General features: G+C 59.3%; 26 protein-coding genes. 23 read left to right on the top strand and 3 right to left on the bottom strand.

The genetic code is table 11. The annotated features are described in order from the left end of the window. Window positions 1–59: 59 nt before the first annotated feature. Window positions 60–638: a putative immunity protein gene (locus RAD15_RS23665; RefSeq protein ID WP_458180608.1), complete on the top strand. Its 579-nt coding sequence runs from the start codon at window positions 60–62 to the stop codon at window positions 636–638. 152 nt (window positions 639–790) lie between these two features. On the opposite strand, the gene RAD15_RS23660 is transcribed toward RAD15_RS23665, so the two are convergent. Next, the gene (locus tag RAD15_RS23660; RefSeq protein WP_458180607.1) at window positions 791–1,735 is read right to left on the bottom strand and encodes a dihydrodipicolinate synthase family protein; all 945 of its coding nucleotides are present in this window, start codon (window positions 1,733–1,735) and stop codon (window positions 791–793) included. Window positions 1,736–2,063: 328 nt separating this feature from the next. On the opposite strand from RAD15_RS23660, the gene RAD15_RS23655 reads away from it, so the two are divergent. The 6 genes from RAD15_RS23655 (at window position 2,064) to RAD15_RS23630 (ending at window position 7,790) form a co-directional block, all read left to right on the top strand. Next, the gene (locus RAD15_RS23655; protein ID WP_458180606.1) at window positions 2,064–2,957 is read left to right on the top strand and encodes a GntR family transcriptional regulator; all 894 of its coding nucleotides are present in this window, start codon (window positions 2,064–2,066) and stop codon (window positions 2,955–2,957) included. Window positions 2,958–3,500: 543 nt separating this feature from the next. After that, window positions 3,501–4,412: an amino acid ABC transporter substrate-binding protein gene (locus RAD15_RS23650; protein WP_458180605.1), complete on the top strand. Its 912-nt coding sequence runs from the start codon at window positions 3,501–3,503 to the stop codon at window positions 4,410–4,412. 279 nt (window positions 4,413–4,691) lie between these two features. Next, the gene (locus tag RAD15_RS23645; RefSeq protein WP_458180604.1) at window positions 4,692–5,423 is read left to right on the top strand and encodes an amino acid ABC transporter permease; all 732 of its coding nucleotides are present in this window, start codon (window positions 4,692–4,694) and stop codon (window positions 5,421–5,423) included. Window positions 5,424–5,425: 2 nt separating this feature from the next. Next, a complete protein-coding gene (locus RAD15_RS23640) occupies window positions 5,426–6,118 on the top strand; it encodes an amino acid ABC transporter permease (protein WP_458180603.1) in 693 nt (230 codons plus the stop codon). Window positions 6,119–6,126: 8 nt separating this feature from the next. Continuing rightward, window positions 6,127–6,858 (top strand): amino acid ABC transporter ATP-binding protein, encoded by a 732-nt coding sequence (locus RAD15_RS23635; protein ID WP_458180602.1) that lies wholly within the window; start codon window positions 6,127–6,129, stop codon window positions 6,856–6,858. 146 nt (window positions 6,859–7,004) lie between these two features. Continuing rightward, a complete protein-coding gene (locus RAD15_RS23630; protein WP_458180601.1) occupies window positions 7,005–7,790 on the top strand; it encodes an SDR family oxidoreductase in 786 nt (261 codons plus the stop codon). 203 nt (window positions 7,791–7,993) lie between these two features. Here RAD15_RS23630 and RAD15_RS23625 read toward each other — a convergent pair whose 3' ends face one another. Together RAD15_RS23625 and RAD15_RS23620 are read right to left on the bottom strand one after the other, a co-directional pair. Continuing rightward, window positions 7,994–8,971, bottom strand: coding sequence for a LysR family transcriptional regulator (locus RAD15_RS23625; RefSeq protein WP_458180600.1), 978 nt, complete (start codon window positions 8,969–8,971; stop codon window positions 7,994–7,996). A 136-nt stretch (window positions 8,972–9,107) separates the two neighbouring features. After that, window positions 9,108–9,314: a hypothetical protein gene (locus RAD15_RS23620; protein ID WP_458180672.1), complete on the bottom strand. Its 207-nt coding sequence runs from the start codon at window positions 9,312–9,314 to the stop codon at window positions 9,108–9,110. Between RAD15_RS23620 and RAD15_RS23615 the strand changes: the two genes are divergently transcribed. From RAD15_RS23615 to RAD15_RS23540, 16 genes are all read left to right on the top strand, one after another. Next, window positions 9,313–10,413, top strand: a complete 1,101-nt coding sequence (locus tag RAD15_RS23615; protein ID WP_458180668.1) for an ABC transporter substrate-binding protein — start codon at window positions 9,313–9,315, stop codon at window positions 10,411–10,413. The two genes, RAD15_RS23620 and RAD15_RS23615, sit on opposite strands and share 2 nt — an antisense overlap. Beyond that, on the top strand, window positions 10,389–11,108 hold the full coding sequence (locus RAD15_RS23610; RefSeq protein ID WP_458180599.1) for a nitroreductase: 720 nt from the start codon (window positions 10,389–10,391) through the stop codon (window positions 11,106–11,108). Before RAD15_RS23615 ends, RAD15_RS23610 begins: the two co-directional genes overlap by 25 nt. Window positions 11,109–11,133: 25 nt before the next feature. Then, window positions 11,134–11,673 carry a 4-hydroxylaminobenzoate lyase gene (locus tag RAD15_RS23605; RefSeq protein WP_458180598.1) on the top strand — a complete coding sequence of 180 codons (540 nt, stop codon included), beginning with the start codon at window positions 11,134–11,136 and terminating at the stop codon, window positions 11,671–11,673. A gap of 244 nt (window positions 11,674–11,917) precedes the next feature. Continuing rightward, window positions 11,918–12,430, top strand: a complete 513-nt coding sequence (locus RAD15_RS23600; RefSeq protein WP_458180597.1) for a YcnI family copper-binding membrane protein — start codon at window positions 11,918–11,920, stop codon at window positions 12,428–12,430. A 6-nt stretch (window positions 12,431–12,436) separates the two neighbouring features. Beyond that, the gene (locus RAD15_RS23595) at window positions 12,437–14,056 is read left to right on the top strand and encodes a copper resistance CopC/CopD family protein (RefSeq protein ID WP_458180596.1); all 1,620 of its coding nucleotides are present in this window, start codon (window positions 12,437–12,439) and stop codon (window positions 14,054–14,056) included. Window positions 14,057–14,517: 461 nt separating this feature from the next. Further along, window positions 14,518–15,426, top strand: coding sequence for a LysR substrate-binding domain-containing protein (locus tag RAD15_RS23590; protein ID WP_458180595.1), 909 nt, complete (start codon window positions 14,518–14,520; stop codon window positions 15,424–15,426). Between the two features lie 239 nt (window positions 15,427–15,665). Continuing rightward, window positions 15,666–16,691 (top strand): ABC transporter substrate-binding protein, encoded by a 1,026-nt coding sequence (locus tag RAD15_RS23585; protein ID WP_458180594.1) that lies wholly within the window; start codon window positions 15,666–15,668, stop codon window positions 16,689–16,691. A gap of 49 nt (window positions 16,692–16,740) precedes the next feature. Next, the gene (locus RAD15_RS23580) at window positions 16,741–17,808 is read left to right on the top strand and encodes an ABC transporter ATP-binding protein (protein WP_458180593.1); all 1,068 of its coding nucleotides are present in this window, start codon (window positions 16,741–16,743) and stop codon (window positions 17,806–17,808) included. After that, a complete protein-coding gene (locus RAD15_RS23575) occupies window positions 17,801–18,670 on the top strand; it encodes an ABC transporter permease (RefSeq protein WP_458180592.1) in 870 nt (289 codons plus the stop codon). Before RAD15_RS23580 ends, RAD15_RS23575 begins: the two co-directional genes overlap by 8 nt. Continuing rightward, window positions 18,667–19,476, top strand: coding sequence for an ABC transporter permease (locus tag RAD15_RS23570; RefSeq protein WP_458180591.1), 810 nt, complete (start codon window positions 18,667–18,669; stop codon window positions 19,474–19,476). Before RAD15_RS23575 ends, RAD15_RS23570 begins: the two co-directional genes overlap by 4 nt. 97 nt (window positions 19,477–19,573) lie before the next feature. Continuing rightward, on the top strand, window positions 19,574–20,710 hold the full coding sequence (locus RAD15_RS23565) for an NAD(P)/FAD-dependent oxidoreductase (RefSeq protein WP_458180590.1): 1,137 nt from the start codon (window positions 19,574–19,576) through the stop codon (window positions 20,708–20,710). Further along, window positions 20,700–21,032 (top strand): (2Fe-2S)-binding protein, encoded by a 333-nt coding sequence (locus RAD15_RS23560; protein WP_458180589.1) that lies wholly within the window; start codon window positions 20,700–20,702, stop codon window positions 21,030–21,032. The genes RAD15_RS23565 and RAD15_RS23560 overlap by 11 nt, the downstream gene beginning before the upstream one ends. Next, window positions 21,029–22,399, top strand: a complete 1,371-nt coding sequence (locus RAD15_RS23555) for an FAD/NAD(P)-dependent oxidoreductase (RefSeq protein WP_458180588.1) — start codon at window positions 21,029–21,031, stop codon at window positions 22,397–22,399. Before RAD15_RS23560 ends, RAD15_RS23555 begins: the two co-directional genes overlap by 4 nt. A 43-nt stretch (window positions 22,400–22,442) precedes the next feature. Then, window positions 22,443–22,802, top strand: a complete 360-nt coding sequence (locus RAD15_RS23550) for a RidA family protein (RefSeq protein ID WP_458180587.1) — start codon at window positions 22,443–22,445, stop codon at window positions 22,800–22,802. 83 nt (window positions 22,803–22,885) lie between these two features. After that, entirely contained in the window at window positions 22,886–23,332 is a 447-nt protein-coding gene (locus RAD15_RS23545; protein WP_458180586.1) for a hypothetical protein, read from the top strand. Between the two features lie 5 nt (window positions 23,333–23,337). Continuing rightward, the gene (locus RAD15_RS23540; RefSeq protein ID WP_458180585.1) at window positions 23,338–24,732 is read left to right on the top strand and encodes an L-serine ammonia-lyase; all 1,395 of its coding nucleotides are present in this window, start codon (window positions 23,338–23,340) and stop codon (window positions 24,730–24,732) included. Window positions 24,733–24,760 lie beyond the last annotated feature (28 nt).

The raw sequence follows: 24,760 nt of genomic DNA, 5'->3' as shown, positions 1-24,760 counted from the left end.
TCAAGAGCCTCCGCCTGCGCGAGATCACTGCTTCCAGAAGCCCACTAATCAGCAGGTGTATGATGCGCAACACTCTCGGTTGCAATATGGTTGCCTGCATGACAAATGAATCTCAGATGATAGAACTCAGCCGAGCCGAACTTCGTGCTGTCGCCGGATACGCGGCTGCCTGCGCGCGACCGGCCTTGACGATCTTCGAGGCCGAACGCCCCGGCGATCCACGTCCCCGCCTCGCGATCGACGCGGCACAGACGTTCGCGGATGGCGCCGAGCGGACCAAGGCGCTGCGCGACTGCGCGTGGGCTGCCCAACGGGCAGTTCATGAAACCCGAGACACTGGACTGGCGGCTGCCAGCGAGGCTGCACGTGCGGCTATAGCCGCGGCAAGCGCGGCGTTTCTCCACCCGCTCGCGAAAGCTACACAGGTTAAACATATTCTCGGGTCCGCCGCCCATGCAGCACGCGCGTTTGAGCTCTCTGCCGGCGACGACGCCAACGTGGGCGATAGCCACGTCGAAAGATCGGGGTTACTGGCGTTGCCAGTTGTGCTCGATGTCCTGCGCCGCTACCCGGCCGCCCCACCCGGTGGCGGACGAGTCGGAGAATTGATCCGGCGATTAGACGCGTTGCTCCGATGAAATCGCCGCGGCTGGGGAGGGCTTAAAAAAAGCCGCTGCCCCGAGGGGCAGCGGTTGCGATCGCCAAAGGCGATCAGTCTTGGGAGGAAGGAGCGGACCGAGGGCTTCTACCTAGCCGTAGTCCAACAAGATTGGGCGCACACTTATGAGGCTCAGATCTTCAGCGGATTGCAGGCTCCACGCTTGTCTGAGCGCGCGATCCGAGAAAGCAGGTAGTCGACCTCGGAGCGCGCCGCTTCCGTGAACGCGCCGGCGGGTTTACGCTGAGCTGGCGAAGAAATGAGACCTCTGCGAGCCAGGATGTATTTGCGGGCACTCAGCCCGACACCAGGCTGCTGTTCGTACTTAAGAAGAGGCAGGTGGAGGTCAAACAGATCGTGAGCGGCGTCGCGTTGCCCGGACCGAGCCAGGTTTATGAGCTCCACGAGCATGTCGGCAAATGGATAGCCGGTCATCGCGCCGTCCGCGCCGCGCTCGATCTCGAAATCGAGGAAGAGACCGTTGTTGCCGCAGAGAATGGAAACGTGACGCAGAGCTCCGTCTGCTTCCCATTTGCGCAGCGTCGTAATCTTCTCCAGGCCGGGCCAATCCTCATGCTTCACCATCACGCAAGACGGATTGTCCGTGATGATGCGCTTCAGGACGGTGGGCGACATCACGACTGAATAGTTCAGCGGGTAATCCTGGATGCAAAACGGCGTGTCGGAGCCGATCGCGTCTGCCGCCTGAGCATAGTACGTCACGATCTGATCGTCGGTCCGCAAGGTGTTGGGCGGAGCGATCATGACGCCGGCGGCGCCGGCATCCATAGCGGCGGACGCCAGCGTGCGCATTGCAGCGAAACCGGCTGAAGTGACCCCGACGATCACCGGAAGCTTGGGGGCGCGTTTGATGAAGCGGGCGGCGACTTCCAATGCTTCAGCGCCGTCGAGTTTGGGTGCCTCCCCGAGCACACCCAAAACGGTCATCCCCGTCGCACCGATCTCCGTATAGAAGTCGCTCAAGCGATCGATGGATGCAAAGTCAATTCGGCCATCTTCATGGAATGGCGTCGGCGCGATCGGATAGACGCCGCAGGCGCTAGTCTCGAGCTTCATGATGTCTCCGTTGGAGTCGGGTCAGAACAGTAATTGTTTTAATCGACACATCTAGTACAATTATGAACAGATCGAGTCAAGGCTCGGCCTTGCCCCAGCGCCCGACACGGCGCTCCGGATAGATTGGCCCTGAAAGCGGAGATGGCTTTCCTATGCAAAATCCCGACGTGGGCTTTCCGGCACTCGTTTTTTGGAGCTGTATTGCCTAGAAATGAGTATTCAGTGTTCGCCGCTTTGGAATGCGCTCGATCACCCACACATAGAATGCGAGCCGTGGACTCTAAGTCACTTAGACAGCGCGGTCTCAACTAGAGGTAGGCTCGAACTTATGTCTCGATCCAGCTATCGACTCGCCAATCAAATACTGGATTTTGTGCGCGACGCTCGCTTTGGGCCCGGGCATCACTTGCGTGAACAACACGTCAGCGAAATGCTGGGAGTGTCCAGAACGCCGGCTCGGGCGGCGCTCAGCTTGCTCGAGAAGCAGGGGATTCTGGAATCCAGGAAGAACCAGGGCTTTTTTCTAAAGGCGGGGCCCCAAGAGCTTCATGCCGTAGACATGGAGGTGCCGACGACGGCAGAGCAGGATCTCTATGCTAAGATCGTCGACGAGCGGTTATCGGGCAAATTGGACGAATCCTTCACTCAGTCCGAAATCGCGCGGCGATACGAGGTCGATCGTGTATTGCTTCAGAAAGTACTTACACAATTAGAAAACGATGGACTGCTCTCGCGAAATAGCGGCCGCGGCTGGACCTTTCAGCCGACCATAGACTCGCAAATTGCTCTACGCAGCAGCTATGATTTCAGAAAGACGATCGAGCCTGCCGGAATTCTGCTCGACACATTCCAAGTAGACAGCGTTGCGCTAGAAAAGGCTCGACGCCAGCACCTTTTCCTGGAGGCACATCCAAATATCGGAACGGTAAGATCTACGCTGCTGTTCGAAACAGACGCTCAGTTCCACGAGATGATCGCCGAGTTTAGCGGCAACAATTTTTTCGTGCAGGCGATCCAGCAGCAGAACCGCATGCGTCGGCTCTTGGAATTCGGCGGATATGCAAACCGCCGGCGTGTGAAAGATTGGTGTCGAGAGCACCTGAAGATCCTGGACGCGATTGGCTCCGGCGACAGGCGCGCAGCCGCGCAACTGATGGCGGAGCACCTCAATGCAGCTTTCAGGGCTGCGCCTAAGAAGCACTTGGATATCGCGCGGAGTTAGTGGCTCGACGTCGCGGAACGTACACCCCCGCGCACGAAGGGCCTGCACGTAAGCAAGCTCCGCCTTGCTGACGCGGCCGCATAACGAGCGCATCTCCTACGAAGCGCCGTCCAAGTTGTGCTCGCGCACGCATCAGGCGCGACCCGAATGCGTCAATAATACAATACGGTGAGGCGGCTCCGGCGCCCTTGCGCGACGAATTGAGCCGAATCTGCCTGAAAACTCTTGACCCTTTCGCATTTCGGATTGTATTGTTGTAGACAATTAGATCATTCAATAAAAGGGTCGCTTATCGAGGCCGGGCGTTTTCACGGAAATCAGGCCGTTATTCGCTCGGAAACGACGCGGCTTCGGCGCTGCAACGTCATGAGCTCACCGGCCCTATCGCTTGTGATGCCTGTTTCGAAAGCGGCCGACTTAAGCACAGGGCGGAAATGACGGTCGATCGGACGAGCCTTGGCTCGTGTAGCGGCATCGTCGGCGGTCGTGGCTGCCTGGCCTTTCAACGCGGTCCGGGCGGCTCCATCAAAGGAGGAACATGAAGTGAAGTATTTCTGCAATCTTGGGTTCGCACTCGTTGCCACCTTTACCGCCGGAGCGGCAGGCGCCGAGGAGCTGACGGGCACTCTCAAGAACATCAAGGACACTGGCTCGATTACGTTGGGTTACCGGGATTTCTCGATCCCATTTTCCTATCTGGACGACAATCAGAAGCCGATCGGCTTCGCGATGGATATTTGCTACAAGGTCGTCGACGCTCTGAAGAAGGAGCTCAAACTCGACAAGCTCGAAGTCAAGCTCAACCCGGTAACTGCGGCAACGCGCATTCCGCTTTTGGCTAATGGCACGATAGATCTCGAGTGCGGATCGACGACCAACAATGCTGAACGACAAAAGCAGGTTTGGTTCACCAACACGCACTTTCTCACCGCGAGCCGATATCTTGCGAAGAAGTCCAGCGGCATCAAATCGATCGACGACCTGAAGGGTAAGGCGATCGTATCGGCAGCCGGCACCACCAACATCAAACAGCTCATCGAAGCGAATCTCACCCGCCATCTGGGCGCTACCATCATTGCGGCCAAGGACCACGCCGAAGCATTTCTGATGGTCGAGACTGATCGCGCTGTCGCATACGTCATGGACGACGTCCTGCTCGCCGGTCTCATCGCGACTTCAAAGAGCCCGTCGGACTACGTCATCTCGGGCGACGCGTTTTCGAAGCCCGAGCCGTACGGCATCATGCTTCGCAGGGACGACGTGCCCTTCAAGAAGGTCGTCGATGCCGCGACCGCAGAGCTCTACACAAGCGGCGAAGGCCAGAAGCTCTACGACAAATGGTTCACCCAGAACATCCCGCCGAAAGGCTTGAACCTCAACACGCCGATATCGACGGAGCTGAAGAACGAGTTCGCCAAGCCGTCTGATTCTCCAAGTCCGGACGACTACAAGTGATCGGGGTGGGCTCGGGAGCGCGGACTGACTTGGATTTCATGGATTGAGACTTCCGCCGCGAAAGGCCAAGAGCCCAAAGTTCTGACAGCGGTAAGGCGGCGTCGGTTGTGCGGCGCATGAGGTGCGCGTCGCGCTGACCGGGGCTCCGGGCACCTGCTCTGACGCGGCGCGAAAGCTCGAATTGGAGGTGATGGGTCTTTTCGAAAGGAAAACGCATCTCTCGATCGTAGATCAGCACGAAAGCAGCAGTTGCAACATGTCCGTCGGCGTGGGGGGATCGTGAACTACAATTGGAATTTGATGATCTTCTTCCAGCCGAATCCGATGGGGAGCGGCACCTATCTGGATATGTTGGTGTCGGGATTGGTGGTCACCCTCGAAACCGCACTCTTAGCCTGGTTCATCGCGCTGATCACAGGGGTTGTGGTCGGCGTGATGCGTACGCTGTCATCGCAGCGCGCTAACTGGGTGGGCTTCGCTTACGTCGAGTTCTTCCGCAACATCCCGATATTGGTGCAGCTATTCCTGTGGTTCTTCGTCCTGCCGGAAATTCTGCCGAAGTCCGCGGGATCGTGGCTCAAACACCTGCCGAATGCGCCGTTCTGGACCGCCGCGATCGGCATCGGATTCTTCATGTCGGCACGCGTTGCGGTGCAGCTTCAGGCTGGCATCAACTCGCTACCCCGCGGCCAGGGGCAGGCGGCGACAGCGCTTGGGCTGTCGACAGTGCAGGGCTATCGCTATGTCCTGTTGCCTATGGCATTTCGTATCATCCTGCCGCCGCTGACCTCCGAGTTCCTAAGTACGATAAAGAACACCTCCGTCGCGATCACCATTGGTCTGCTCGAGCTGACCGGGGAAGCGCGCTCGATGCAGGAGTTTTCATTCCAGGTCTTCGAAGCGTTCACAGCGGCTACCATTCTTTACCTTCTGGTCAACGTGGTCGTAGTGATCGGGATGCGCGTGCTCGAGCGCTACGTCGCCATACCCGGCTACATCACGGGGAAATGAGGATGTTCGCAAACCTGGATTTCGACGTCATCCGCCGCGCGCTGCCGTATCTGTTCTACCAGGGGATGAGCTTCACGCTAATGCTGACGGCGTTATCCGCTCTAGGTGGACTGATTTTCGGCACCGCCATCGCCCTGATGCGGTTGTCCGGTCGCGCGCCGCTCGGACGTATCGCAGGCCTCTATGTCGACTTCATGAGGTCGCTGCCGCTGGTACTCGTCATCTTCTGGTTCTATTTCCTGGTCCCGTACATAGGCCAATGGGTGACCGGCGCCTCGCGCCCGATCAGCATCGGCGCGTTCGCGTCCTCGCTCACCACATTCATCATGTTCGAGGCCGCATACTTCTCCGAGATCATGCGGGCCGGAATCCAGTCCATCTCGCGCGGACAGCCCGCAGCTGCAAGTGCGCTCGGCCTGACCTATGCCCAAAGCATGCGCTACGTCGTACTGCCGCAAGCTTTCCGGAACATGCTCCCGGTTCTTCTGACTCAGACCATCGTGCTGTTCCAGGATACATCGCTGGTCTACGTGCTTTCGATTCCGGACTTTCTCGGTGCTGCGAGCAAGGTCGCACAGCGCGATGGCCGGCTGGTCGAAATGTATCTGTTCGCAGCACTCGTCTACTTCGCCATCTCCTGCGTCGCATCCTTCGGCGTCCGCCGCCTGCAGTCGCGCATTGCCATCATTCGATAGAGCCAATCATGATCGACATCAGAAACATCGATAAATGGTACGGCACCACCTTTCAGGTGCTCAAGAATTGCACCACGAACGTCGCCAAGGGCGAGGTGGTCGTGGTCTGCGGTCCCTCCGGTTCGGGGAAATCCACACTGATCAAGTGCGTCAACGCCCTGGAGCCTTTCCAGGGCGGCGACATCATAATCGATGGAACGATCGTCAATGATGCCAAGACCAACCTGCCGAAACTCCGATCGCGCGTCGGCATGGTGTTCCAGCATTTCGAGCTTTTTCCTCACCTCAAGATCATCGACAATCTCTGCCTGGCTCAGGAAAAGGTGCTGGGCAGGCCGCATGAAAAGGCGGTAGTGAAGGGTATGGCTCTGTTAGATCGTGTCGGCCTGAAGGAGCACGCGCAGAAATTCCCGGCCCAACTCTCCGGCGGTCAGCAGCAGCGCGTGGCTATTGCTCGCGCGCTGGCAATGGATCCAATTGCAATGCTGTTCGACGAGCCGACCTCCGCGCTTGATCCTGAGATGATCAGCGAAGTGCTCGACGTCATGGTGGACCTCGCTCGTGATGGTATGACCATGATGGTGGTGACCCACGAAATGGGATTTGCCCGAAAGGTAGCCAACCGAGTGATCTTCATGGACCGCGGTGAAATCGTCGAAGACGCGGACAAGGCCGACTTCTTTGGTCAGCCGCGGAGCGACCGCGCGCAGACGTTTCTGTCGAAGATACTCTCTCACTGATCGAGCAATCTTGGCTGTGAATTTGCGCACCAAGCTTGTGTGGGTTCCTGTCGCGGGTCCGGCGTCTGCCGCGATCGCCCGGTCAGACCGGCGAACATTGGCTCGACTCGTCAAACTAACATCAACCAAGCCGAAGGATAATCGAAATGGATTTGGGACTTGCGGGAAAAACTGCACTCATCTTGGGCGCCGGCGGTGGCCTCGGCGGTGCGATCGCGAGCGCCTTGGCTCATGAAGGTGTTCGCGTGGCGCTCGGCGATATTGATGCGGCGGCTCTCGAGCAGCGGAGTGCCGCGATCTTGCGCGAGAACGGTGCAAGCCTGGCACTGCCCTGGAATCTTGCCGATCTTTCGGCTATCGACCGGAACGTCAGTGCGATCGAGCAGGCGTTCGGCCCGGTGGACATTCTCGTCAACAACACCGGTGGCCCGCCGCCGACGCCTGCCGCCGGTCAAGACCCGGCGCTTTGGTCGTCCAACTTCCATTCCATGGTGCTCTCGGTTATTGCCTTGACTGACAGAGTTCTACCAGGCATGCGCGCGCGAAAATGGGGCCGGGTAATCACCAGTACTTCCTCGGGCGTCGTCTCGCCGATTCCGAACCTCGGCATTTCGAACGCGCTGCGGCTATCGCTCGCCGGATGGTCGAAAACTCTCGCTCGGGAAGTTGGAAACGACGGCATTACAGCGAACATCGTGTTGCCTGGCCGCATTGCAACCAATCGGATCCGCTTCTTGGACGAAACGAAAGCAAAGAAGGAGGGGCGGAGTATCGAGAAAGTCACCGGAGAGAGCGTTGCGTCGATTCCTCTTGGTCGTTACGGTCGGCCTGAAGAATATGCCGACGTCGTCACGTTCTTGGCGAGTGATCGAGCCAGCTACATCACGGGAAGCGTCATTCGCATTGACGGCGGCTTGATCGCAAGCGTATGACGATCAGGTAAGCGGGAGTTGGGAACGACCATGGACGCTCGTCCGAATCGTCGCGCCACATCCAACGTGAGCATGCGAGCAGAAGCAACATTCTCGGGGTATGTGCTCGCCGAGCGATAATTGGAGCGCGCTAATCGAACATCCGTGCGATCAGGCGGTTGCCATTTTGAAGCGTGTCGACAGAACTCGATCCATAATTTTAGTTAGCGCCCGCGCCTGAGTTCCTCAGCAGCGCGCCGGAGGATGTCGTGAAGCCATTCGTGGGATGGCTCGCTTTCGACCCGCTCATGCCAGAGAAGTCGCACTTCCGCCGGCGTTGTCGTGTAGGGCAGATCATAAGTGGCGATCGCATGGCTTTGCGCGAGGGCCTTGGCGAGCGGACGCGGGACGATGGCTGCAAGTTCGGAATCCTGCAGCAGCGCGGGCAGGGCAAGAAAATGCGGCAATGAGACTGCGATGCGCGGTGGCCGCTCGCTCTCGGCGAGCGCCCGCTCGAGCGCGGCCCGGTCATACATTTCCGAGCGTCTGGCGAGGCCCCGCTCGGAGATGAAGCCATCGATCGCGCCCTCCTGCTCGCCGCCAAAGGAGACGACGACCAGCGGCAGGCGCGCAAGCTTCGCTTTGTCCAGCCGACCGATCTTGCGCTTTCCACCGACGATCAGCACATCGTCGTACTCAAAGAGCAGCGAAGTGCGGAAGCGGCTCGGCGGGGCCGAGAACACGCCGATCGCGACGTCGATGCGGCCGAGGTCGATCTGCTCGGCAAGATCGATCCGAGTCACTGGTTTGATGGTTAGGTCGATGGAAGGCGCTTCGCGGCCGAGCATCTTGAGGAGTGGAGACGCCAGCACCATCGTGGTGAAGTCATTGGCGGCGAGCGTGAATAGCTTGGTTGAGCTTGTCGGGACGAAGGTCGGCAGCTCGACCGCTCTCTCCAGGGCGCGCAAGGCATCGCGAACCTGCGGCGCCATAGTCAACGCGCGCGCCGTGGGCAGCATTCCTGTTGCCGTGCGCACGAACAAGTCGTCGTCCAGCATTTCGCGCAGCCGAGCGAGCGAGTGGCTCACGGCAGACTGACTTAGCGCGACTTTCTGGCTGGCCCGCAGCACGCTGCGTTCCTCCATGACGGCGTCAAATACCTTGAGAAGGTTCAGGTCCAATGTCTTGAAGGAAACGGACACGAGGAGGATCCAGTTGCTGACTGACCGCGTGCCTGAACAGACTGCCGCGATCCTCGCCAGTTAAATCCAGACCTGCCCTAAGCGCAACTAAGCGAACCGCCCGAAACAGGCGCCTCGCGGGCAACCTGAAGGCGGTTCAGGACCATTCTGCAAGAGTTTCACTTCCGCAACCAACCGATCCCGCCAATATCTCATGGCCAAGTTTGGAGGAGCGGCAAATGAGATCCGGAGTGATGTCGGGGGCCACAGGAAGGGCGATCGGTGCGATACTCACGTTGGCGATATTCTCGACATCGGCGATCGCGCAGAACGATCTCATCAAGATCGGCGTCCTGACCGACATGTCCTCACTCTACGCCGACAACGGCGGTCAGGGCTCGGTGGTCGCGGCGCAAATGGCCGTCGACGATTTCAACCGGAAAGTGCTCGGGCGCTCCGTTCAGGTTGTCACCGGCGACCATCAGAACAAGGCCGACGTGGGATCGGCAATCACCCGACGGTGGCTCGAAAACGAGGGCGTCGAGGCGATCCTCGACGTGCCTAACTCGGCCGTGGCGCTCGCGGTACAGGGCATCACCAGAGACAAGAAGAAGCTTTTCCTCGCGACGGGCGCCGCCACCTCCCGCCTGACGGGCGACGAATGCTCGCCCACCGGGATTCATTGGACTTACGACACTTATGCCCTGTCGCAGGGCACAACCAAGGCCATTTCGCGCCTCGGCGCGAAGACCTGGTTCTTCCTTTCAGCCGATTATGCCCTCGGCTCGCAGCTTGAGGCCGATAGCCGCAAGGTGATCGAGGCCACCGGCGGCAAGGTTGTCGGCGCTGTGAAGCATCCAGTGAATACGCCTGATTTTTCCTCCTTCCTGCTGCAGGCGCAATCCTCGAAGGCGGACGTGATCGCGCTCGCCGATTCCGGCGGCGATTTCATCAACGCTGTCAAACAGGCGGGTGAATTCGGCATCACGCAGCAGCAGAAGCTTGCGGGTCTGATCGTTTTCATTGCCGACATTCATAGCCTTGGATTGCAGAGCGCGCAGGGCCTGATGCTGAGCTCGGCATTCTATTGGGATCTCAACGACGAGACACGCGCATGGTCCAGGCGCTTCATCGAAAAGACCGGCAAGGTCCCCACCATGATCCATGCCGGCACTTATGGCGCGGTGATGCACTATCTCAAGGCGGTTGAAGCTGCGGACACGCTGGACGGACCGACTGTTTCCGCCAAGATGCACGAAATGCCCGTCAACGATTTCATGACCAAGAACGGCAGGATTCGAGAGGATGGTCGGCTGGTTCGCGACATGTATTTGTTCCGCGTCAAGTCGCCGGAGGAGTCCAAGTACAAGTTCGACTACTACAAGCTGCTTGCGACAATTCCAGGAGAAGAAGCCTTCAGACCGTTGGAGGAGGGAGGATGCTCACTCGTGACGAAGCCGTGATCGGCGAGGGTGCGGTTCGCCTGGCGCGAATTGACGAGATCATCGCTGGCCGTTTTGCGTGCCGCGACTTCTCCGACGCTCCCGTTTCACGGCAGACCGTCGAGCAAATTCTTCGCGTGGCGCGGTTCGCACCGAGCGGCGCGAACATCCAGCCGTGGCATGCATATGTGCTGGCGGGCACTGATAAGGACCGAGTGTCGGCTGCTCTCCTGGAGGCACACAAGACGTGCCGCGATGAACATGTATCCGAGTACAAGTATTACGCCAACGAGTTACCTGAGCCTTACCTGAAGCGGCGGCAGGAGTTCGGACGGCTGTTTTACGGCTCGCTCGAGATCGCCCTGAGCGACGTCGAAGCCCGGAGCCGGCAAACGGCTAAAAACTACGCATTCTTCGGTGCGCCAGTGGGATTGATCGTGACGATCGACCGTCGCCTGGAAGTGGGGAGCTGGCTCGATCTTGGGATGTTCGTCCAGAACGTGATGTTGGCTGCGGCGGGCCACGGGCTTCAGTCCTGCCCCCAGGAGACGTTCGCTAGATACCACCGGATACTTCGCCCGCTGCTGTCGATCCCCGCCGAGCACATGGTGGTGTGCGGCATCTCGATCGGACACGCGAAGTGCGAGGCGACGGAAAGGCTCATGCCGCGGGCGGAGGTCGACGTGTTCGCCACGTTTTTAGGATTCGAAGATTAACAGTTGATCGAAGAGGAAGACGACCATGGGCGCCCGTGAAGAATTGATCCAACGCAGCATTCCTTTTCTTCGGGAAGTCAAGGACATGACGCCCAGCGCCGAGATGGAGCGTTGGCTAAATGATAAATATGGCGAGGCGAGCTCGCTCTATCAGGACCTGGCTCGCCTGATCAAGATCGGGGTCGAGGAAGGGTGGGCGGCAAACCAGGAGGTGGACGGTCCAAATTACCGGCGCAGCCGGATTTGGGAGCCGTCGGCCGAGACGTTCCATTTCAGCATTACCGCCGTGTATATGAATAGCAACGACACCAAGCGCTTCAGCGACGACCATGAGGATGAAGTGCTGCGAGGCCAGTTTCACGGCCATCCCTACGGCGAGCTCAATCTTGTGGTGCCTTTGAACAAGGGCGCCGAGTTGAAAGGCTTGCAAGGCTGGCAGGGGGCCGGCTGGACGGCACCGGATCCGGGGAGCCGCCACTATCCTGAAGTCAAAGGCGGCGCGGTCATCGCATTGTTCTATCTGCCCGCGGGTCGCATCTCTTACGACTTTGCTCCGCCATCTTGAGGATGGTCGCGGACCTTAGACCTTGCGGCGGGTCCCGCCGAACACCATCGAGGCGCACGCCGGGCCGCCCGATAACGCCTGCGTCGAGCGAGCCGACTCGGCCGGAGAATCTATAGTCCCGCCTATATCACCAGTGCATTAGCCCCACCTGCATTTCTATTTGCGGGAAATGAGGCCCGTCAAATACGTTGAACCCGAGCAGTGTCTCAGTCGCGAAGACATTCTCAGACATTGAGGGGTGCTCATGCGTCGTTCGAACGCTTTTTCCACGATCGCCCTTGCTGTTTTGCTCGTCGCGTTTGCGCCTGCCGTGCAGGCTCATGTTACGCTGGAGACCGGCGAGGCCGCTATCGGCTCGACCTATAAGGCGGTGTTCCGCGTGCCCCATGGCTGCGAGGGTTCGCCGACGGTTAGGGTCCGCGTGCAGATTCCGCCGGGCGTCACCGGCGTAAAGCCAATGCCGAAGCCGGGCTGGACGCTCGAGACCATTGTGGATCGGGACACCAAATCTTCCAGCGAGCAGGGCGCCGTCAAGGAGGTGAGTTGGAGCGGTGGCAGGCTACTCGATGCTCATTACGACGAATTCGTACTGCGCGGATCGCTCTCCGACACCCTCAAGCCCGGTATGCTCTACTTTCCGCTTGTGCAAGACTGTGAGCAGGGTGTTGTGCGCTGGATCGAGGTTCCAGCCGAAGGCAAGAGTGACGGCGACTATAAAACGCCTGCCCCCGGATTGAAGCTCGTGCCGAAGCGGTAAAACGCGATGCGCTTCGTCTCGCGCATGCTGAGCACTCTGTTTAGGATTGCGGCTTCCATCGCAGTTCTTGCCTGCGCGCTTTTTGGTACGATCGCGCCCGCGCGAGCGCACGCCGAACTCGTCTCGGCCGAGCCCGCTGACGGCGTTTTGCTCGCCTCGTCGCCGACCAAGCTATGGCTGACCTTCAGCGAGCCGGTGAAGGCGCTCCGACTGCAGCTGAAGCTTCCATCCGGCGAGGTGCTGTCGCTTGCACCGAATGTCTCAGGCAAGACACTGGTCGTGGACGAACCAGGTTCCGTCAGTGTCGGCACGCATTTGCTCAGCTGGCGAGTCGTATCGGAAGACGGCCACCCGATCAGCGGCACCATCCTTTTCTCGGTCGGCCGCGTCACGGCGAGCGCCGTTGATCTCGGCAAGGTTGCTAACGCGCCGCTCCAGCTCTCAATCTGGCTTACCAAGGTTGTCCTCTACGCCGCTTTGTTCTTCGGTATCGGCGGAGCATTTTTTCTCGCCTTTATCGACAACGGCCACAGTCCGGCGCCGAAATTGCTTCCCGCCCTTCTTTGGGTTGGGCTTGTGGCGACTACGGCTTCGCTCGCATTTCAGGGTCTAGACCTGCTCGGCCTTGGCTTCGGCGACGTCTTCAACGCGACGACTTGGCATGCCGCCTGGGGCACCAGCTATGGTACGACGATCTTCGTCGCAGCGGTGTCACTGATTACGGGTCTCGTTTCGCTACGCGTGTCGCGGCTCGCTACGGCCCGCGCGCTTTCCCTTGTTGCACTTGCGGGCGTCGGCCTGGCGCTGGCCGCGAGCGGCCATGCGAGCTCTGCGCCGCCGCAATGGCTGACGCGCCCGGCCGTCTTCACGCACGGCATCGCGATCGCCGCGTGGGTCGGGGCGCTCGCCCCGCTCGGCTTGCTGCTCTATCGCGATCGAGTTCGTGCCGCGATGCCGCTCAAGCGCTTCTCACGCGTCATTCCAGTCGTTGTCTTGCTTCTTGTCGCAAGCGGTACAGCGCTTGCAATCGTCCAGCTTGACACTCTTAACGGTTTGTGGGGCACGGATTACGGCTTTGTACTGATCTGCAAACTGGTCGTGGTGATGGGCGTCTTCGCGCTCGCGGCACTCAATCGTTGGTGGTTCACCGCGCGGGCCGATCAAGCGCGGCAGGCTCGCAACCTCGCGCGGGTTGTCGCCGTGGAATCCCTGCTCATCGTCGTCGTGCTCGGCCTCGCGGCGACATGGCGTTTCACGTCGCCGCCGCGGGCGCTGGCTCTCACGCATTCAACCCTGATGGCTCACATCCACACCGAAAAGGCGATGGCGGAGGTCGCGATCCGGCCCAACACCGCAGGCCCAGTGGCGATTGAAATCAACCTTCAGACCGATGACCTCGAGCCGCTTCCCGCAAAGCAGGTGACCGTGTCGCTGTCTTTGCCCTCCGCCGGCATCGAACCACTCAGACGCACAGCGAAAGCCGACGCGGACGGCCACTGGTGGATCGACGAGCTTGTGATACCGACCGCGGGTGAGTGGTCGCTGCGCCTCGATATCCTGATTTCGGACTTCCGGATGGTGACGATGGAGAGGCCGATCAAATTCGGGATGCCTTCTTCGCACTAGTTCCACTGCGGGGCCGATGGCCGCGCCCCGCATCGATGCCGGACGTGTGCCCGTGCCCGAGTGCGGACTCGCGCACGCGAAGGCGTAAATGATGCGCCGCAATAGGTTGGTCGAAACCGAATTCTGATCAATCGAGCTGCTGCGGTCTCTTGCCGATTCAGCGCCTCCGAATGCCCCATCAATCAAGCTGCAAGTGCTCACAGGACGGTGGATTTGATTGTCACCGGGCAGGGCTGTCGCCGGATTGCGGTAGGCGAGATCGTAGGAAGCCTCTATGATTTTATTGCGATGTCCGAAGTAGATTGTATCGATGTCCTGCGACCGGATGTTGCTAAGGTGGCTCGCCTGACTGATCGGTGCCAATTGCGACGCGGTCCGGATGCGGCCGGTGCATCATTGCGCTCTCTTCGGATCGGGCGCGCTGGCAACGAAGTGTTGGGCCGGAAAGGACGCGGGTATTGATGCGCATTTCACATGTGGAGGCATTTCGGGCCGTGATGGTCTCCGGCTCTACGACTGCGGCTGCTCGCATTCTGAATACGTCTCAGCCAAACGTGAGCCGATCAATCGCTCAGTTGGAGAAGTCCACCGGTTTGCGGCTGTTTGAGCGTCTTCCCGGCAAAGTTGTTCCGACGAAAGATGGGCTCTCGTTATTCAAGGAAGTGCAGCGCAGCTTCATTGGATTGCAGCGCCTCGAAGAGGCTGCGAAACGCATCCGCCGTTTCAGCGGAGGGCTGCTCAGGATCGCTGCCATACAGACGTTGGCGCTCGGTTTGATTCCGCGAGCACTCAGGCGTTTTGCTCAAATCTATCCCGAGGCGAGCATCTCGATCCATGCGGGCCATTCAGCTGCAGTGTCGCAATGGGTCGACGAGCAGTTTTGCGACTTTGGCGTCGTGTCCCACCTGACTGGAAGCTACGGCTTTGAAAGCGAGGAGCTCTATCGGATAGACGGGGTCTGCGTGATGCCGAAGGGCCATTCGCTGGCCGCGAACGCCTACATTGAGCCCGCCGACCTGGCGGGAGAACCCTACATCTCCTTTTCTCAAAACGACTATGGCCGTTCCGACGTCGACGCGATTTTCGAGCAGGCCGGTGTCGCGCGTCAGATGACGCTCGACACGCCCTACAGCTCGATCACCTGCTCCCTTGTCGCGCAGGGTCTTGGTGTCGCGATCGTAAATCCAATTGCTGCTCAGGATTATCAGCACATGGGCGTTGTGATCCGACCATTCCGCCCATCGATTAAGCATTCGGCCATGTTGATCTATCCGAGGGAAAGCCGTGAGGATCGCCTCGTTTCCAGCTTTGTGGAAGTCCTCAAGACGGTCACGCTGGAAGAGCAGCGTGCGCTGACAGGGTCGGCATAATCCCGTAGATCGGGCTCGGTCGGCTCACAGCGCCGTGCCTGATCTCTATCGGCTGTCAATCACGACTTCCAAGAGATTCATTCGTCATCCACACCCTTTGAGCGATCCGCTGGCCTATATCAGCAATGCATGACCTCTACCTATCTTTCTATTTGTTCTGATGGGAGCTGCCTCATAGGGTTCATTCATTACCTGATCCGGCCCGAAGGGATACCGGAGCAAGGTAGGGAGGAAACCAAATGAAACCGTTGGGCACTCTGGCCTTTTTGGGCGCGACCTTGGTCGGTTCGGCTGCATTTGCCCAGCAAGCGATGTACGTCGCCGGGTCCGGTGGCAGTGTCCAGAGATTATTCCAATCTCAGATCATTCCGGAGTTCGAAGCCAAGCACAACGTCAAGATTACGTATGTGCCAGGAATTTCAAGTGAGATCGTCGCAAAGCTGCAGGCGCAGCGCGGCAAACAGGAGTTGAACGTCATTATCGTCGATGACGGTCCGATGTATCAGGCGATACAATACGGATATTGCGACAAGCTGGCGCCGTCACGGGTCTACAACGACCTTTACGAATTTGCTCACTTCGGCGGACGGGCGGTCGGAGTTGGCCTCATCGCAACCGGCATCGCGTACAATAAGGCCAGTTTTCAAAAGAAAGGCTGGGCACCTCCGATCTCGTGGCTGGATCTTACCGACAAGAAATATGCGCAGCGTTTCACGGCATCGTCGCTATCCGGAACGTACGGTGTCCATACACTGGTGACGTTTGCTCGCATCAAGGGCGGGGGCGAGAACAACATCGAGCCCGGGTTCGAGGAAATCCGCAAGAACCTCGCTCCGAACGTGCTGAGTTGGTCTTCATCGCCGGCCCAGCTCGCTGAAATGTTCCAGAATAATGAAATTGATGTGGCTGTTTGGGGAAGTAGCCGCACAATGGCGCTCAAGAACACGGGGTTTCCAGTTGAGTTCGTCTACCCGAAGGAAGGGGCAGTCGCGCTCCTTACGGCGGCGTGCCCGGTCGTCCAGAACAGCGCCCCGGAGGCGTCTCAGGCTTTCATCCAATACTTGGCGTCGCCGGAAGTTCAGGCGAAGCTGGCAACTGAAGGGTGGGGGCCGACGAACAAGCAGACGAAGCTGGACGACAGGCTGGCAGCTCAAGTGCCCTATGGTGAGGATACGATCGCCAAACTGGCAATTGTGGATTGGACCAAGATCAACGAGATGCGGGCTGATTGGACCAATCGTTGGAATCGTACAATCGAACGGTGAGCGCGGCTCTTCATAATAGCGAGCCTTCCTCCAAGCCTCAGCGGATCTCATGAGCTATTTGTCCCTATGTGGATTGTCGAAAGTCTATGGTGAGGCCCATGCGGTACGCGGCCTGGATCTGGATGTAGAGCGCGGAGAGTTCCTCTCGTTGCTCGGTCCTTCCGGGTGCGGCAAGACCACGACATTGCAAATGGTCGCCGGCTTTGTGCCGCCGACGGCAGGTACTGTCGTTGTAGGAGGGCGCGATCTCACGGTGGTCGCGCCCGAAAAACGCGACATGGGTGTCGTCTTCCAGAGCTATGCGCTTTTCCCTCATATGACCGTGCGGCAGAATATCGCCTTTGGCCTGGAGATGCGGAAACTGGCGCGAACTCAACTCCATGATCGCGTCGAGGAGGCGCTATCTATGGTGCGTCTCTCCGGTTTCGGAGATCGCTATCCAAGTCAACTCTCAGGCGGGCAACGCCAACGTGTCGCCATCGCGCGGGCGCTGGCAATCCAACCGAGCGTCCTGCTGTTGGACGAGCCCATGTCCAATCTTGATGCCAAATTGCGTGGCGAGATGCATGTGGAATTGCGTGCCCTTCAACGGCGCCTCGGCATCACCACGGTTCTCGTGACGCATGACCAGGTTGAGGCCATGACGATGAGCGACCGGATCGCAGTCATGACCAACGGCCGTATTTCCCAATTGGGCAGCCCGCATGAGATCTATGACCAGCCGGCCTCCGAGTTCGTCTACAAATTTCTCGGCCATGCCAATGTCATTACCGGAGAGATCCTATCGAGAAACTGCTCCAGCGCCGTCATTCGTGTCGGGTCGACAAGCTTTTCGGCCGGGATCAGCGAAAAGCATGTGGGCCCCCAGATCGAACTGTTCGTTCGTCCCGAGCGCTTGCGCATCAACGCAGCCGATAAATCGCACGTTCGAGGACGCGTTAGAACGCGGCTCTTCCTCGGGGGCCTCTGGCTCTTCGAAATCGAAAGCGACATCGGTGCGCTTCGCGTGACCACGCAGAATCTGGGAATAGAGCAGCCAAAAGAAGGAGAGCTCGTTGGGATAGGCTGGAATGACGGCGACTTGCGGGTTGTCGCTTCGGAGCAAGCAGATGGCTAAGCCAAGCTTCCTGGATCGCGGTACGCCGTGGCTTCTATCCATGCCAGTCCTTTTGCTGTTCCTCGGTCTTCTGGCCGTGCCGCTCACCTTGACCGCGATCCTTTCGTTCAATGCGTTCGACGGAATGCGAGGGATTCAGCCTGGATTCAGCTTGCAGAACTACGCCGAGGTTTTCCTTGATAGCTATTATCATCAGATATTCTTGCGTACCGCAGGAATGGCGCTCGGCGTTACGTTTATTTGCATCCTTCTCGGAGTGCCAGAAACGCTGATCTTGTCGCGGATGGCGCCGTTATGGCGTGGCGCGTCTTTCGCAATCATCCTTGGCCCATTGTTGATTTCGGTCGTCGTTCGCACCCTTGGCTGGTCCGTTCTGCTTGGAAACCGCGGCTTGGTGAATTCCGCACTGCTCGGGATCGGCATCATTGACCAGCCGGTTCGTCTCCTGTTCTCCATGACAGGCGTGATCATCGTTCTGACGCACGTGTTCCTGCCCTTCATGATCATTGCCGTCTGGACCGCGTTGCAAAAGCTGGACCGGGAAGTCGAGCATGCCGCGAGGTCTCTTGGAGCGACGTCGATCTCAACGTTTTGTCGCATCATCCTGCCGCAGTTGATGCCGGGCATTCTGTCTGGCGCGATCATCGTATTCGCGCTGTCCGCGTCGGCGTTCGCAACTCCGTCCATCATCGGCGGCCGGCGTGTCAAAGTCGTCGCCACGGCGACCTATGATGAGTTCCTGAACTCGCTGAACTGGCCTCTCGGAGCGGCAATCGCCGTGCTGCTGTTGATTGCCATTGTCTTCGTGATTGTGGGCTCCAATCGGCTGATAGAGCGCCGCTTCAAGGAGGTGTTCGCATGACCAGCGGGACAGTCGGGCGGAACGGGCCGGTGGCGTTGGCATTCCACGCGTTGCTCATCGTGTTCATAACAGCGCCATTGATCGTGGTGATGCTGGTCTCCTTCTCGAGCAAAGAATATATCTCGATGCCTTTTGATGGCGCCTCCTTGCGCTGGTACCGGGAAATATTCGCTGCGCCCGAACTGATCGGCGCATTCTGGTTCTCAATCTGGTTGGGCCTCGCATCCGCCACGCTGGCCTCCGTTGTTGCCCTTCCCGCAGCCATTGCCATCGCGCGGCATCGCTTCCCCGGACGTGACGTGTTGATGGCGGTGCTGATGTCCCCGCTTATGATTCCCCATGTTGTGCTCGGAGTGGCATTCCTGAGGTTCTTTTCGCTCATGAACTGGACGGGTTCTTTCCCTGCGCTGGTCCTTATCCATGCCGTTGTCGTCGTGCCTTATTCGCTGCGGTTGACCCTTGCGGCCGTGATCGGTCTCGAGCGCGACGCGGAAGCCGGAGCAAGGTCGCTGGGCGCATCGCGCTACGTCGCTTTTCGTCGAATTCTCCTGCCGTTGATCTTGCCGGGCGTGATTGCCGGATGGATTCTGGCGTTCATTCAAAGTTTCGACGAGGTCACGATGACGATCTTCGTGGCGACGCCAGGGACGATGACGCTGCCGGTCGCCATGTACAATCGCGTATCACAGCTGACAGATCCGGTGACGACGTCCGTCTCAACGGTTCTGATTATCGGAACCTTGTTGTTGATGTTCGCCCTCGACCGGATCGTCGGTCTGGACAGGGTCTTGGTCGGAAAGAGCTAGATCGCCTTCGCCTGAACCGTCTCTCGCCTCTGGCTGGAGGACGACGGCGTTCGCGCGTCTGAGAGCCCAATTTTGGATAAGAACTGGAAGACTTTGAATGAGCAACGAATGTATCACCGTGGTAGGAGGCGGCCTCGTCGGGGCTGCGATCGCCTATGGCGCTGCGCGCCTCGGCGCGCGTGTCCGCCTGCTGGACCAGGGCGATGTCGCTTACCGGGCGTCGCGCGGCAATTTCGGTCTCGTTTGGGTTTCCAGCAAAGGCTCAGGGACTCCCCGATATGCCCGATGGAGCCGCGACGCAGCCAAACTGTGGCCGTCCTTGCATAAGGAACTTCTGGAGTTGACGGGGGTCGACTCCGGTCTGCGGCAGCCGGGGGGCTTCTGGCTGGGCTTCAGCGAGGCAGAAGTCGAAGCCCGCGCCAAGGTCCTGACAAAGATCGACCGTGAGGCCGGTGGCGTCCCGTTTCAGATGATGGAGCCGGCGGAGCTCAAGCAATACTTGCCCGGGCTGGGATCCGCTGTGGTTGGCGGCAGTTTCGGTCCGCTGGATGGTCATGCAAATCCGTTGATGCTGCTCCACGGCTTGCATGCAGGTCTGCGGCTCAAGGGCGCTGATGTCATAAACGGTGTCGACGTCGAGCAGGTCAAGTACGACGCCAAGAGCTGCCTCTTTGAGGCGATTGCGAGCGATGGCCAGAGCTGGAAGAGCGAGCGCGTGGTGCTGGCCGCGGGGCTCGGCAATGCGTCGCTGGCATCGCAGGTTGGTCTCTGTGCTCCCGTCGCTTCGACGCGCGGGCAAGTGCTGATCACGGAGCGATTGAAGCCCTTCCTCGACTATCCGACGAACAAGGCAAGGCAGACCGTCGAAGGCACCGTGCAGATCGGTTCCACCTCCGAAGATGTCGGCCTGAACGACGGCACCACGTCCGATAAAATCGAATGGTTGGCTCGCCGTGCGGTTGCGACGTTTCCCGCTTTGGCGCGAGCGCGGCTGGTCCGGGCTTGGGGGGCTTTGCGACCGCTGTCGCCGGATGGATATCCGATCTATCAGGAATCGCCGTCCTGCCCGGGCGCGTTTGTCGCGACCTGCCATAGCGGCGTGACCCTGGCATCCGCGCATGCTCTCGTCATTGGACCATGGATGAGCGGCCTCATGCAAACGCCTGCCGAATTCGACGTCTTTAGGGGTGATCGGTTTGCAGACCCCAATGCGAGTTTCTCCCATGACCATTGATCCGCTCTTTGTGCTCCCAAGATCGTCGGAGTCGGAGGCAGTCACGATCACGTTCGAAGGGCGTGCCTGCAAGGTGCCCGCTGGTATCAGTGTTGCCGCCGCCTTGCTCGCTGCCGGCGTGAGAGACTTCCGCTCGAGCGTAGTCGGGCAGGCCCCGCGAGCTCCCTATTGCATGATGGGTGTCTGCTTCGAATGCCTGGTTGAAATCGATGACGTTCCCGCTCGGCAGAGCTGCCTCATACAAGTGCGGGACGGAATGCAGGTGCGGCGTCAGGTCGGCGCCGCTGAACTGAGTGGCGATGCCTTGGGAGAGAAGCCGTGACTGATTCCGTGGCAGATCTCGTCATTATAGGAGCGGGTCCAGCCGGATTGGCTGCTGCCTGCCAAGCACGATCACTTGGACTATTCGTCCGGCTGCTCGACGAGCAGGCGACGATTGGCGGACAGATCTATCGAAGCATTGAATCCGCGCTAACGGAACGGCTGAGCATTCTCGGCCAAGACTACGCCGCTGGTCGGAACTTAACGTCGGAATTCCGCGCCAGTGGCGCGCAATATCTGGGCGGCGCGACCGTCTGGAAAATATCCATGGACGGCACAGTCGGCTACACCGCGAACGGCAAGGCCGAGAAGGCCGTTGGTAAGCATATCCTGATTGCGAGCGGCGCGATGGAGCGGCCGTTTCCGATTCCGGGGTGGACATTGCCCGGTGTGATGGGGGCCGGCGCCGGACAAATCCTGCTCAAAAGCGCCGGAGCGCTGCCAGCAAAGCCGATTGTCCTCGCAGGCTGCGGTCCCTTGCTTTATCTGCTGGCCTGGCAGTATTTGCGTGCAGGCGCCAAGATCGAAGCGTTGGTCGACACGACCAGACCGGCCGACTACCTACGTGCCATTCGCCACCTACCGGCGGCGCTGAGGGGCTGGCCGGACCTGGCGAAGGGCGTGAAGCTGCTGGCCGCTCTTCGGCGCCACGCCGTTCCGGTATTCTCCGGAGCTGGCGAGCTGCGAATCGAAGGTAAGAGCCACGTCGAGGGCGTGACCTTCACGCATCGCCGCAAACGGGTTCGGCTTCCCGCCTCGCTGGTGCTGCTGCATCAAGGCGTCGTGCCGAACACGCAGCTTAGCTGGTCCGTTGGCGCAGAGCATCGGTGGAGTCCGGATCAGCTTTGCTGGCAGCCCGTCACCGACGCATGGGGCCGGTTAGGAGAAACGCCGATTTATGTAGCCGGCGATAGTCGAGCGATCGTGGGTGCCCAGGCATCAGCGATACAGGGTCGCTTGGCTGCTCTCGCCATCGGCCTACAGCTCGGCGCTACCAGGAGCATTGCAGAGCACTCAGACCAGTTGCACCGCGAGCTCAAGCGTCGCACGCACATCCGGCCATTCCTGGATACTCTTTACCGGCCCAAGAACGAGAACCGGATACCCGAGGCTGATGGCGTCCTGGTTTGCCGATGCGAGGAAGTCAGCGCAGGCCAGATACGCCACTATGTGCAGCTGGGTTGCCTGGGTCCCAACCAGACCAAGGCATTTGGTCGCTGCGGGATGGGACCTTGCCAAGGGCGCTTATGCGGTTTGACGGTCACCGAGACTATCGCCCAGGCGCGCGGCGTCGATCCGACTGATGTCGGATACTACCGAATTAGACCACCGATCAAACCGATCACGCTCGGCGAGCTCGGCAGCTAGCCAAACGCCCCCCAAACAGCAACAGATCGATCAGGAAAATCAAATGAGTGACATCGTCCGCATCGAGACCGACAAGCGTCGTAGCCGTGCCGTGACCTACAACGGCATGGTCTTTGTAGGCGGCATGACCGCAGATGATCGCAGTCAGGACATCAAGGGACAAACCAGGCAGACGCTCGCAAAAATCGAGGAATTTCTCGCGAAGGCGGGTACCGACAAGAGCCGCCTGCTCACCGCCCAGATCTGGATCAAGGACATCGTCAAGGACTTCGAGGGCATGAACGAAGTCTGGAACGCCTGGACTGCGCCGAATGCGGCTCCAACCCGAGCGACCGCACAGTGCGACATGGGCGCGCCCGACGTGCTGGTGGAGATCATCGTGACAGCAGCGGTCTCTCAATAGGAGGCTCGGCGGCGACACCAAACGCGTCGCGACGAAGATCCGCAGCCACTCATACATACAAGCAGCGCATGGGCGAGCCGAGCATGAACGGCAGCGACAATGGCCGTCATTTCACGTTCCGGACGCTGGTTGAGGCCGCGTTTCCTGGGACTGAGGTGGTCCATGAGATCAATTTGATCGGACCTGATGCGCTTGCGGTCATTTGTTCAACCGCTCCTATCCTCCTGGAACTAGGGGTTGAACTCAAGGCGGTGGAAGCTCGGGGGGAAGTTGGCTCGGGGATGGTAAGCTACCGTGTCGGAGTGCGTGACGATGCGGCACTCACGAATCTCTTGCAGAGCCTCGGCACGATTCGAGGCGTTAGAGAATGCACCGTCAGCAGTCTTGCCGGACGAGTGGCAGAAGTTGCTGACCGAGGCGCAGTAGTCGTCGCGGAACCGACGATTGCGCGAACCGGCGCAATAGAAACGCAAATGCGCAGCCGCCGGCCTGACCGATTCAGACCCAATGGCCCGGGGACGGCAAAGTGACCTCTATGAGTAAAGGTCATCAATGGCCTGCGGCCGGCGCGGTCGCTCCGATATCCGTAGTTGAACTGTATGGCATTGGAATTGGGCCATCGAGTTCGCACACGGTTGGCCCGATGCGCGCAGCCCTCAAGTTCGTCAACGAGCTTGGCGGCAAAGTTTCGGATTGCACTGGTGTCAGGATCGACCTGTATGGTTCGCTTGCCCTGACTGGAAAAGGGCATGCGACAGACGTTGCCGTCATGCTGGGTCTATCGGGGTACGATCCAGCAACGATCGATCCTCGAAGCATTCCATTGATCATCGACGACATCAGGACGCGACGTGAGCTTCGTCTTGGTGGAACGCAGCGCGTGTTGTTCGACCAAACTACGCATCTCACCTTCCGTAAGCACGAATTCCTGCCTCGTCATCCAAATGCTGTTGACTTTTCCGCTTTCAACGGCAACGACGTCGTTCTGCAGAGGACTTATTATTCGGTGGGCGGCGGCACCATCATGGAAGGAGACGGTCGCGTCAATCGGTCTCCGCCAAATTATACCCCTGCGTTCCTTTTTGGGTCCGCGGCGGAGTTGCTCGAGATCGCGCGGCGCCAGAACATGACGATAGCCGGGGTCATGCAGGCGAACGAGATTGCATGGAGATCGGAAACAGAAACAGGCGGGTTTCTGGATCTCGTGCGCGATACCATGATGAAAAGCATCGATCGCGGATGTCTCGCGGAGGGCATTCTGCCCGGCGGTCTCAATGTACGGCGCCGGGCGCCGGCAATGTATCGATCACTGTGTCAGTCGTCCGACCAGCAGGATCCAATGCGCGGCATGGACTGGGTCAGCCTGTATGCGCTCGCGGTAAATGAAGAAAATGCGGCTGGAAGCCGGATTGTTACAGCTCCGACCAACGGAGCTGCCGGTGTTCTCCCGGCCGTGCTCAAATACTTCGAGACTTTCTGTTTGGGTGCTTCATCGTCTCGATCTCGTGAGTTTCTGCTTACGGCCGCAGCAATCGGTATCCTGTACAAGATGCGCGCTTCCATCTCAGCGGCAGAAATGGGCTGCCAAGGCGAGATTGGTGTTGCATGTTCCATGGCGGCCGGCGCTCTCACAGCCGTCCTCGGCGGCAGCAATGAGCAAGTCGCCAACGCCGCCGAAATCGGCATGGAACACCACCTTGGACTGACCTGCGATCCTGTCGGGGGGCTGGTCCAGATTCCCTGTATCGAACGCAACACAATGGGCGCGGTCAAAGCGATCAATGCTGCTCGGCTTGCGCTGAAAGCACATGACCAGGTCGTGTCGTTGGATGCTGTTATTGAAACAATGCGACAGACTGGCGCCGACATGAGCAGCAAATACAAGGAGACGAGCCTCGGAGGGCTCGCGGTCAACGTGGTTGCATGCTGACGGTCACGGGACAAGTCAGGCAGCGTCG

The sequence above is a fragment of the Bradyrhizobium sp. 14AA genome, from assembly GCF_054185205.1.
Note: the sequence above shows the minus strand (reverse complement) of the source record. Positions and strands in the feature narration are given on the sequence as shown.

What these genes read in the sequence shown, in the direction of transcription:
- RAD15_RS23665 (WP_458180608.1), top strand. Translation starts at nt 60, where the DNA reads ATGATGCGCAACACTCTCGGTTGCAATATGGTTGCCTGCATGACAAAT.
- RAD15_RS23660 (WP_458180607.1), bottom strand. Translation starts at nt 1,735, where the DNA reads ATGAAGCTCGAGACTAGCGCCTGCGGCGTCTATCCGATCGCGCCGACG.
- RAD15_RS23655 (WP_458180606.1), top strand. Translation starts at nt 2,064, where the DNA reads ATGTCTCGATCCAGCTATCGACTCGCCAATCAAATACTGGATTTTGTG.
- RAD15_RS23640 (WP_458180603.1), top strand. Translation starts at nt 5,426, where the DNA reads ATGTTCGCAAACCTGGATTTCGACGTCATCCGCCGCGCGCTGCCGTAT.
- RAD15_RS23635 (WP_458180602.1), top strand. Translation starts at nt 6,127, where the DNA reads ATGATCGACATCAGAAACATCGATAAATGGTACGGCACCACCTTTCAG.
- RAD15_RS23630 (WP_458180601.1), top strand. Translation starts at nt 7,005, where the DNA reads ATGGATTTGGGACTTGCGGGAAAAACTGCACTCATCTTGGGCGCCGGC.
- RAD15_RS23615 (WP_458180668.1), top strand. Translation starts at nt 9,313, where the DNA reads ATGTCCTCACTCTACGCCGACAACGGCGGTCAGGGCTCGGTGGTCGCG.
- RAD15_RS23620 (WP_458180672.1), bottom strand. Translation starts at nt 9,314, where the DNA reads ATGTCGGTCAGGACGCCGATCTTGATGAGATCGTTCTGCGCGATCGCC.
- RAD15_RS23610 (WP_458180599.1), top strand. Translation starts at nt 10,389, where the DNA reads ATGCTCACTCGTGACGAAGCCGTGATCGGCGAGGGTGCGGTTCGCCTG.
- RAD15_RS23605 (WP_458180598.1), top strand. Translation starts at nt 11,134, where the DNA reads ATGGGCGCCCGTGAAGAATTGATCCAACGCAGCATTCCTTTTCTTCGG.
- RAD15_RS23600 (WP_458180597.1), top strand. Translation starts at nt 11,918, where the DNA reads ATGCGTCGTTCGAACGCTTTTTCCACGATCGCCCTTGCTGTTTTGCTC.
- RAD15_RS23595 (WP_458180596.1), top strand. Translation starts at nt 12,437, where the DNA reads ATGCGCTTCGTCTCGCGCATGCTGAGCACTCTGTTTAGGATTGCGGCT.
- RAD15_RS23590 (WP_458180595.1), top strand. Translation starts at nt 14,518, where the DNA reads ATGCGCATTTCACATGTGGAGGCATTTCGGGCCGTGATGGTCTCCGGC.
- RAD15_RS23585 (WP_458180594.1), top strand. Translation starts at nt 15,666, where the DNA reads ATGAAACCGTTGGGCACTCTGGCCTTTTTGGGCGCGACCTTGGTCGGT.
- RAD15_RS23580 (WP_458180593.1), top strand. Translation starts at nt 16,741, where the DNA reads ATGAGCTATTTGTCCCTATGTGGATTGTCGAAAGTCTATGGTGAGGCC.
- RAD15_RS23575 (WP_458180592.1), top strand. Translation starts at nt 17,801, where the DNA reads ATGGCTAAGCCAAGCTTCCTGGATCGCGGTACGCCGTGGCTTCTATCC.
- RAD15_RS23570 (WP_458180591.1), top strand. Translation starts at nt 18,667, where the DNA reads ATGACCAGCGGGACAGTCGGGCGGAACGGGCCGGTGGCGTTGGCATTC.
- RAD15_RS23565 (WP_458180590.1), top strand. Translation starts at nt 19,574, where the DNA reads ATGAGCAACGAATGTATCACCGTGGTAGGAGGCGGCCTCGTCGGGGCT.
- RAD15_RS23560 (WP_458180589.1), top strand. Translation starts at nt 20,700, where the DNA reads ATGACCATTGATCCGCTCTTTGTGCTCCCAAGATCGTCGGAGTCGGAG.
- RAD15_RS23550 (WP_458180587.1), top strand. Translation starts at nt 22,443, where the DNA reads ATGAGTGACATCGTCCGCATCGAGACCGACAAGCGTCGTAGCCGTGCC.
- RAD15_RS23545 (WP_458180586.1), top strand. Translation starts at nt 22,886, where the DNA reads ATGAACGGCAGCGACAATGGCCGTCATTTCACGTTCCGGACGCTGGTT.
- RAD15_RS23540 (WP_458180585.1), top strand. Translation starts at nt 23,338, where the DNA reads ATGAGTAAAGGTCATCAATGGCCTGCGGCCGGCGCGGTCGCTCCGATA.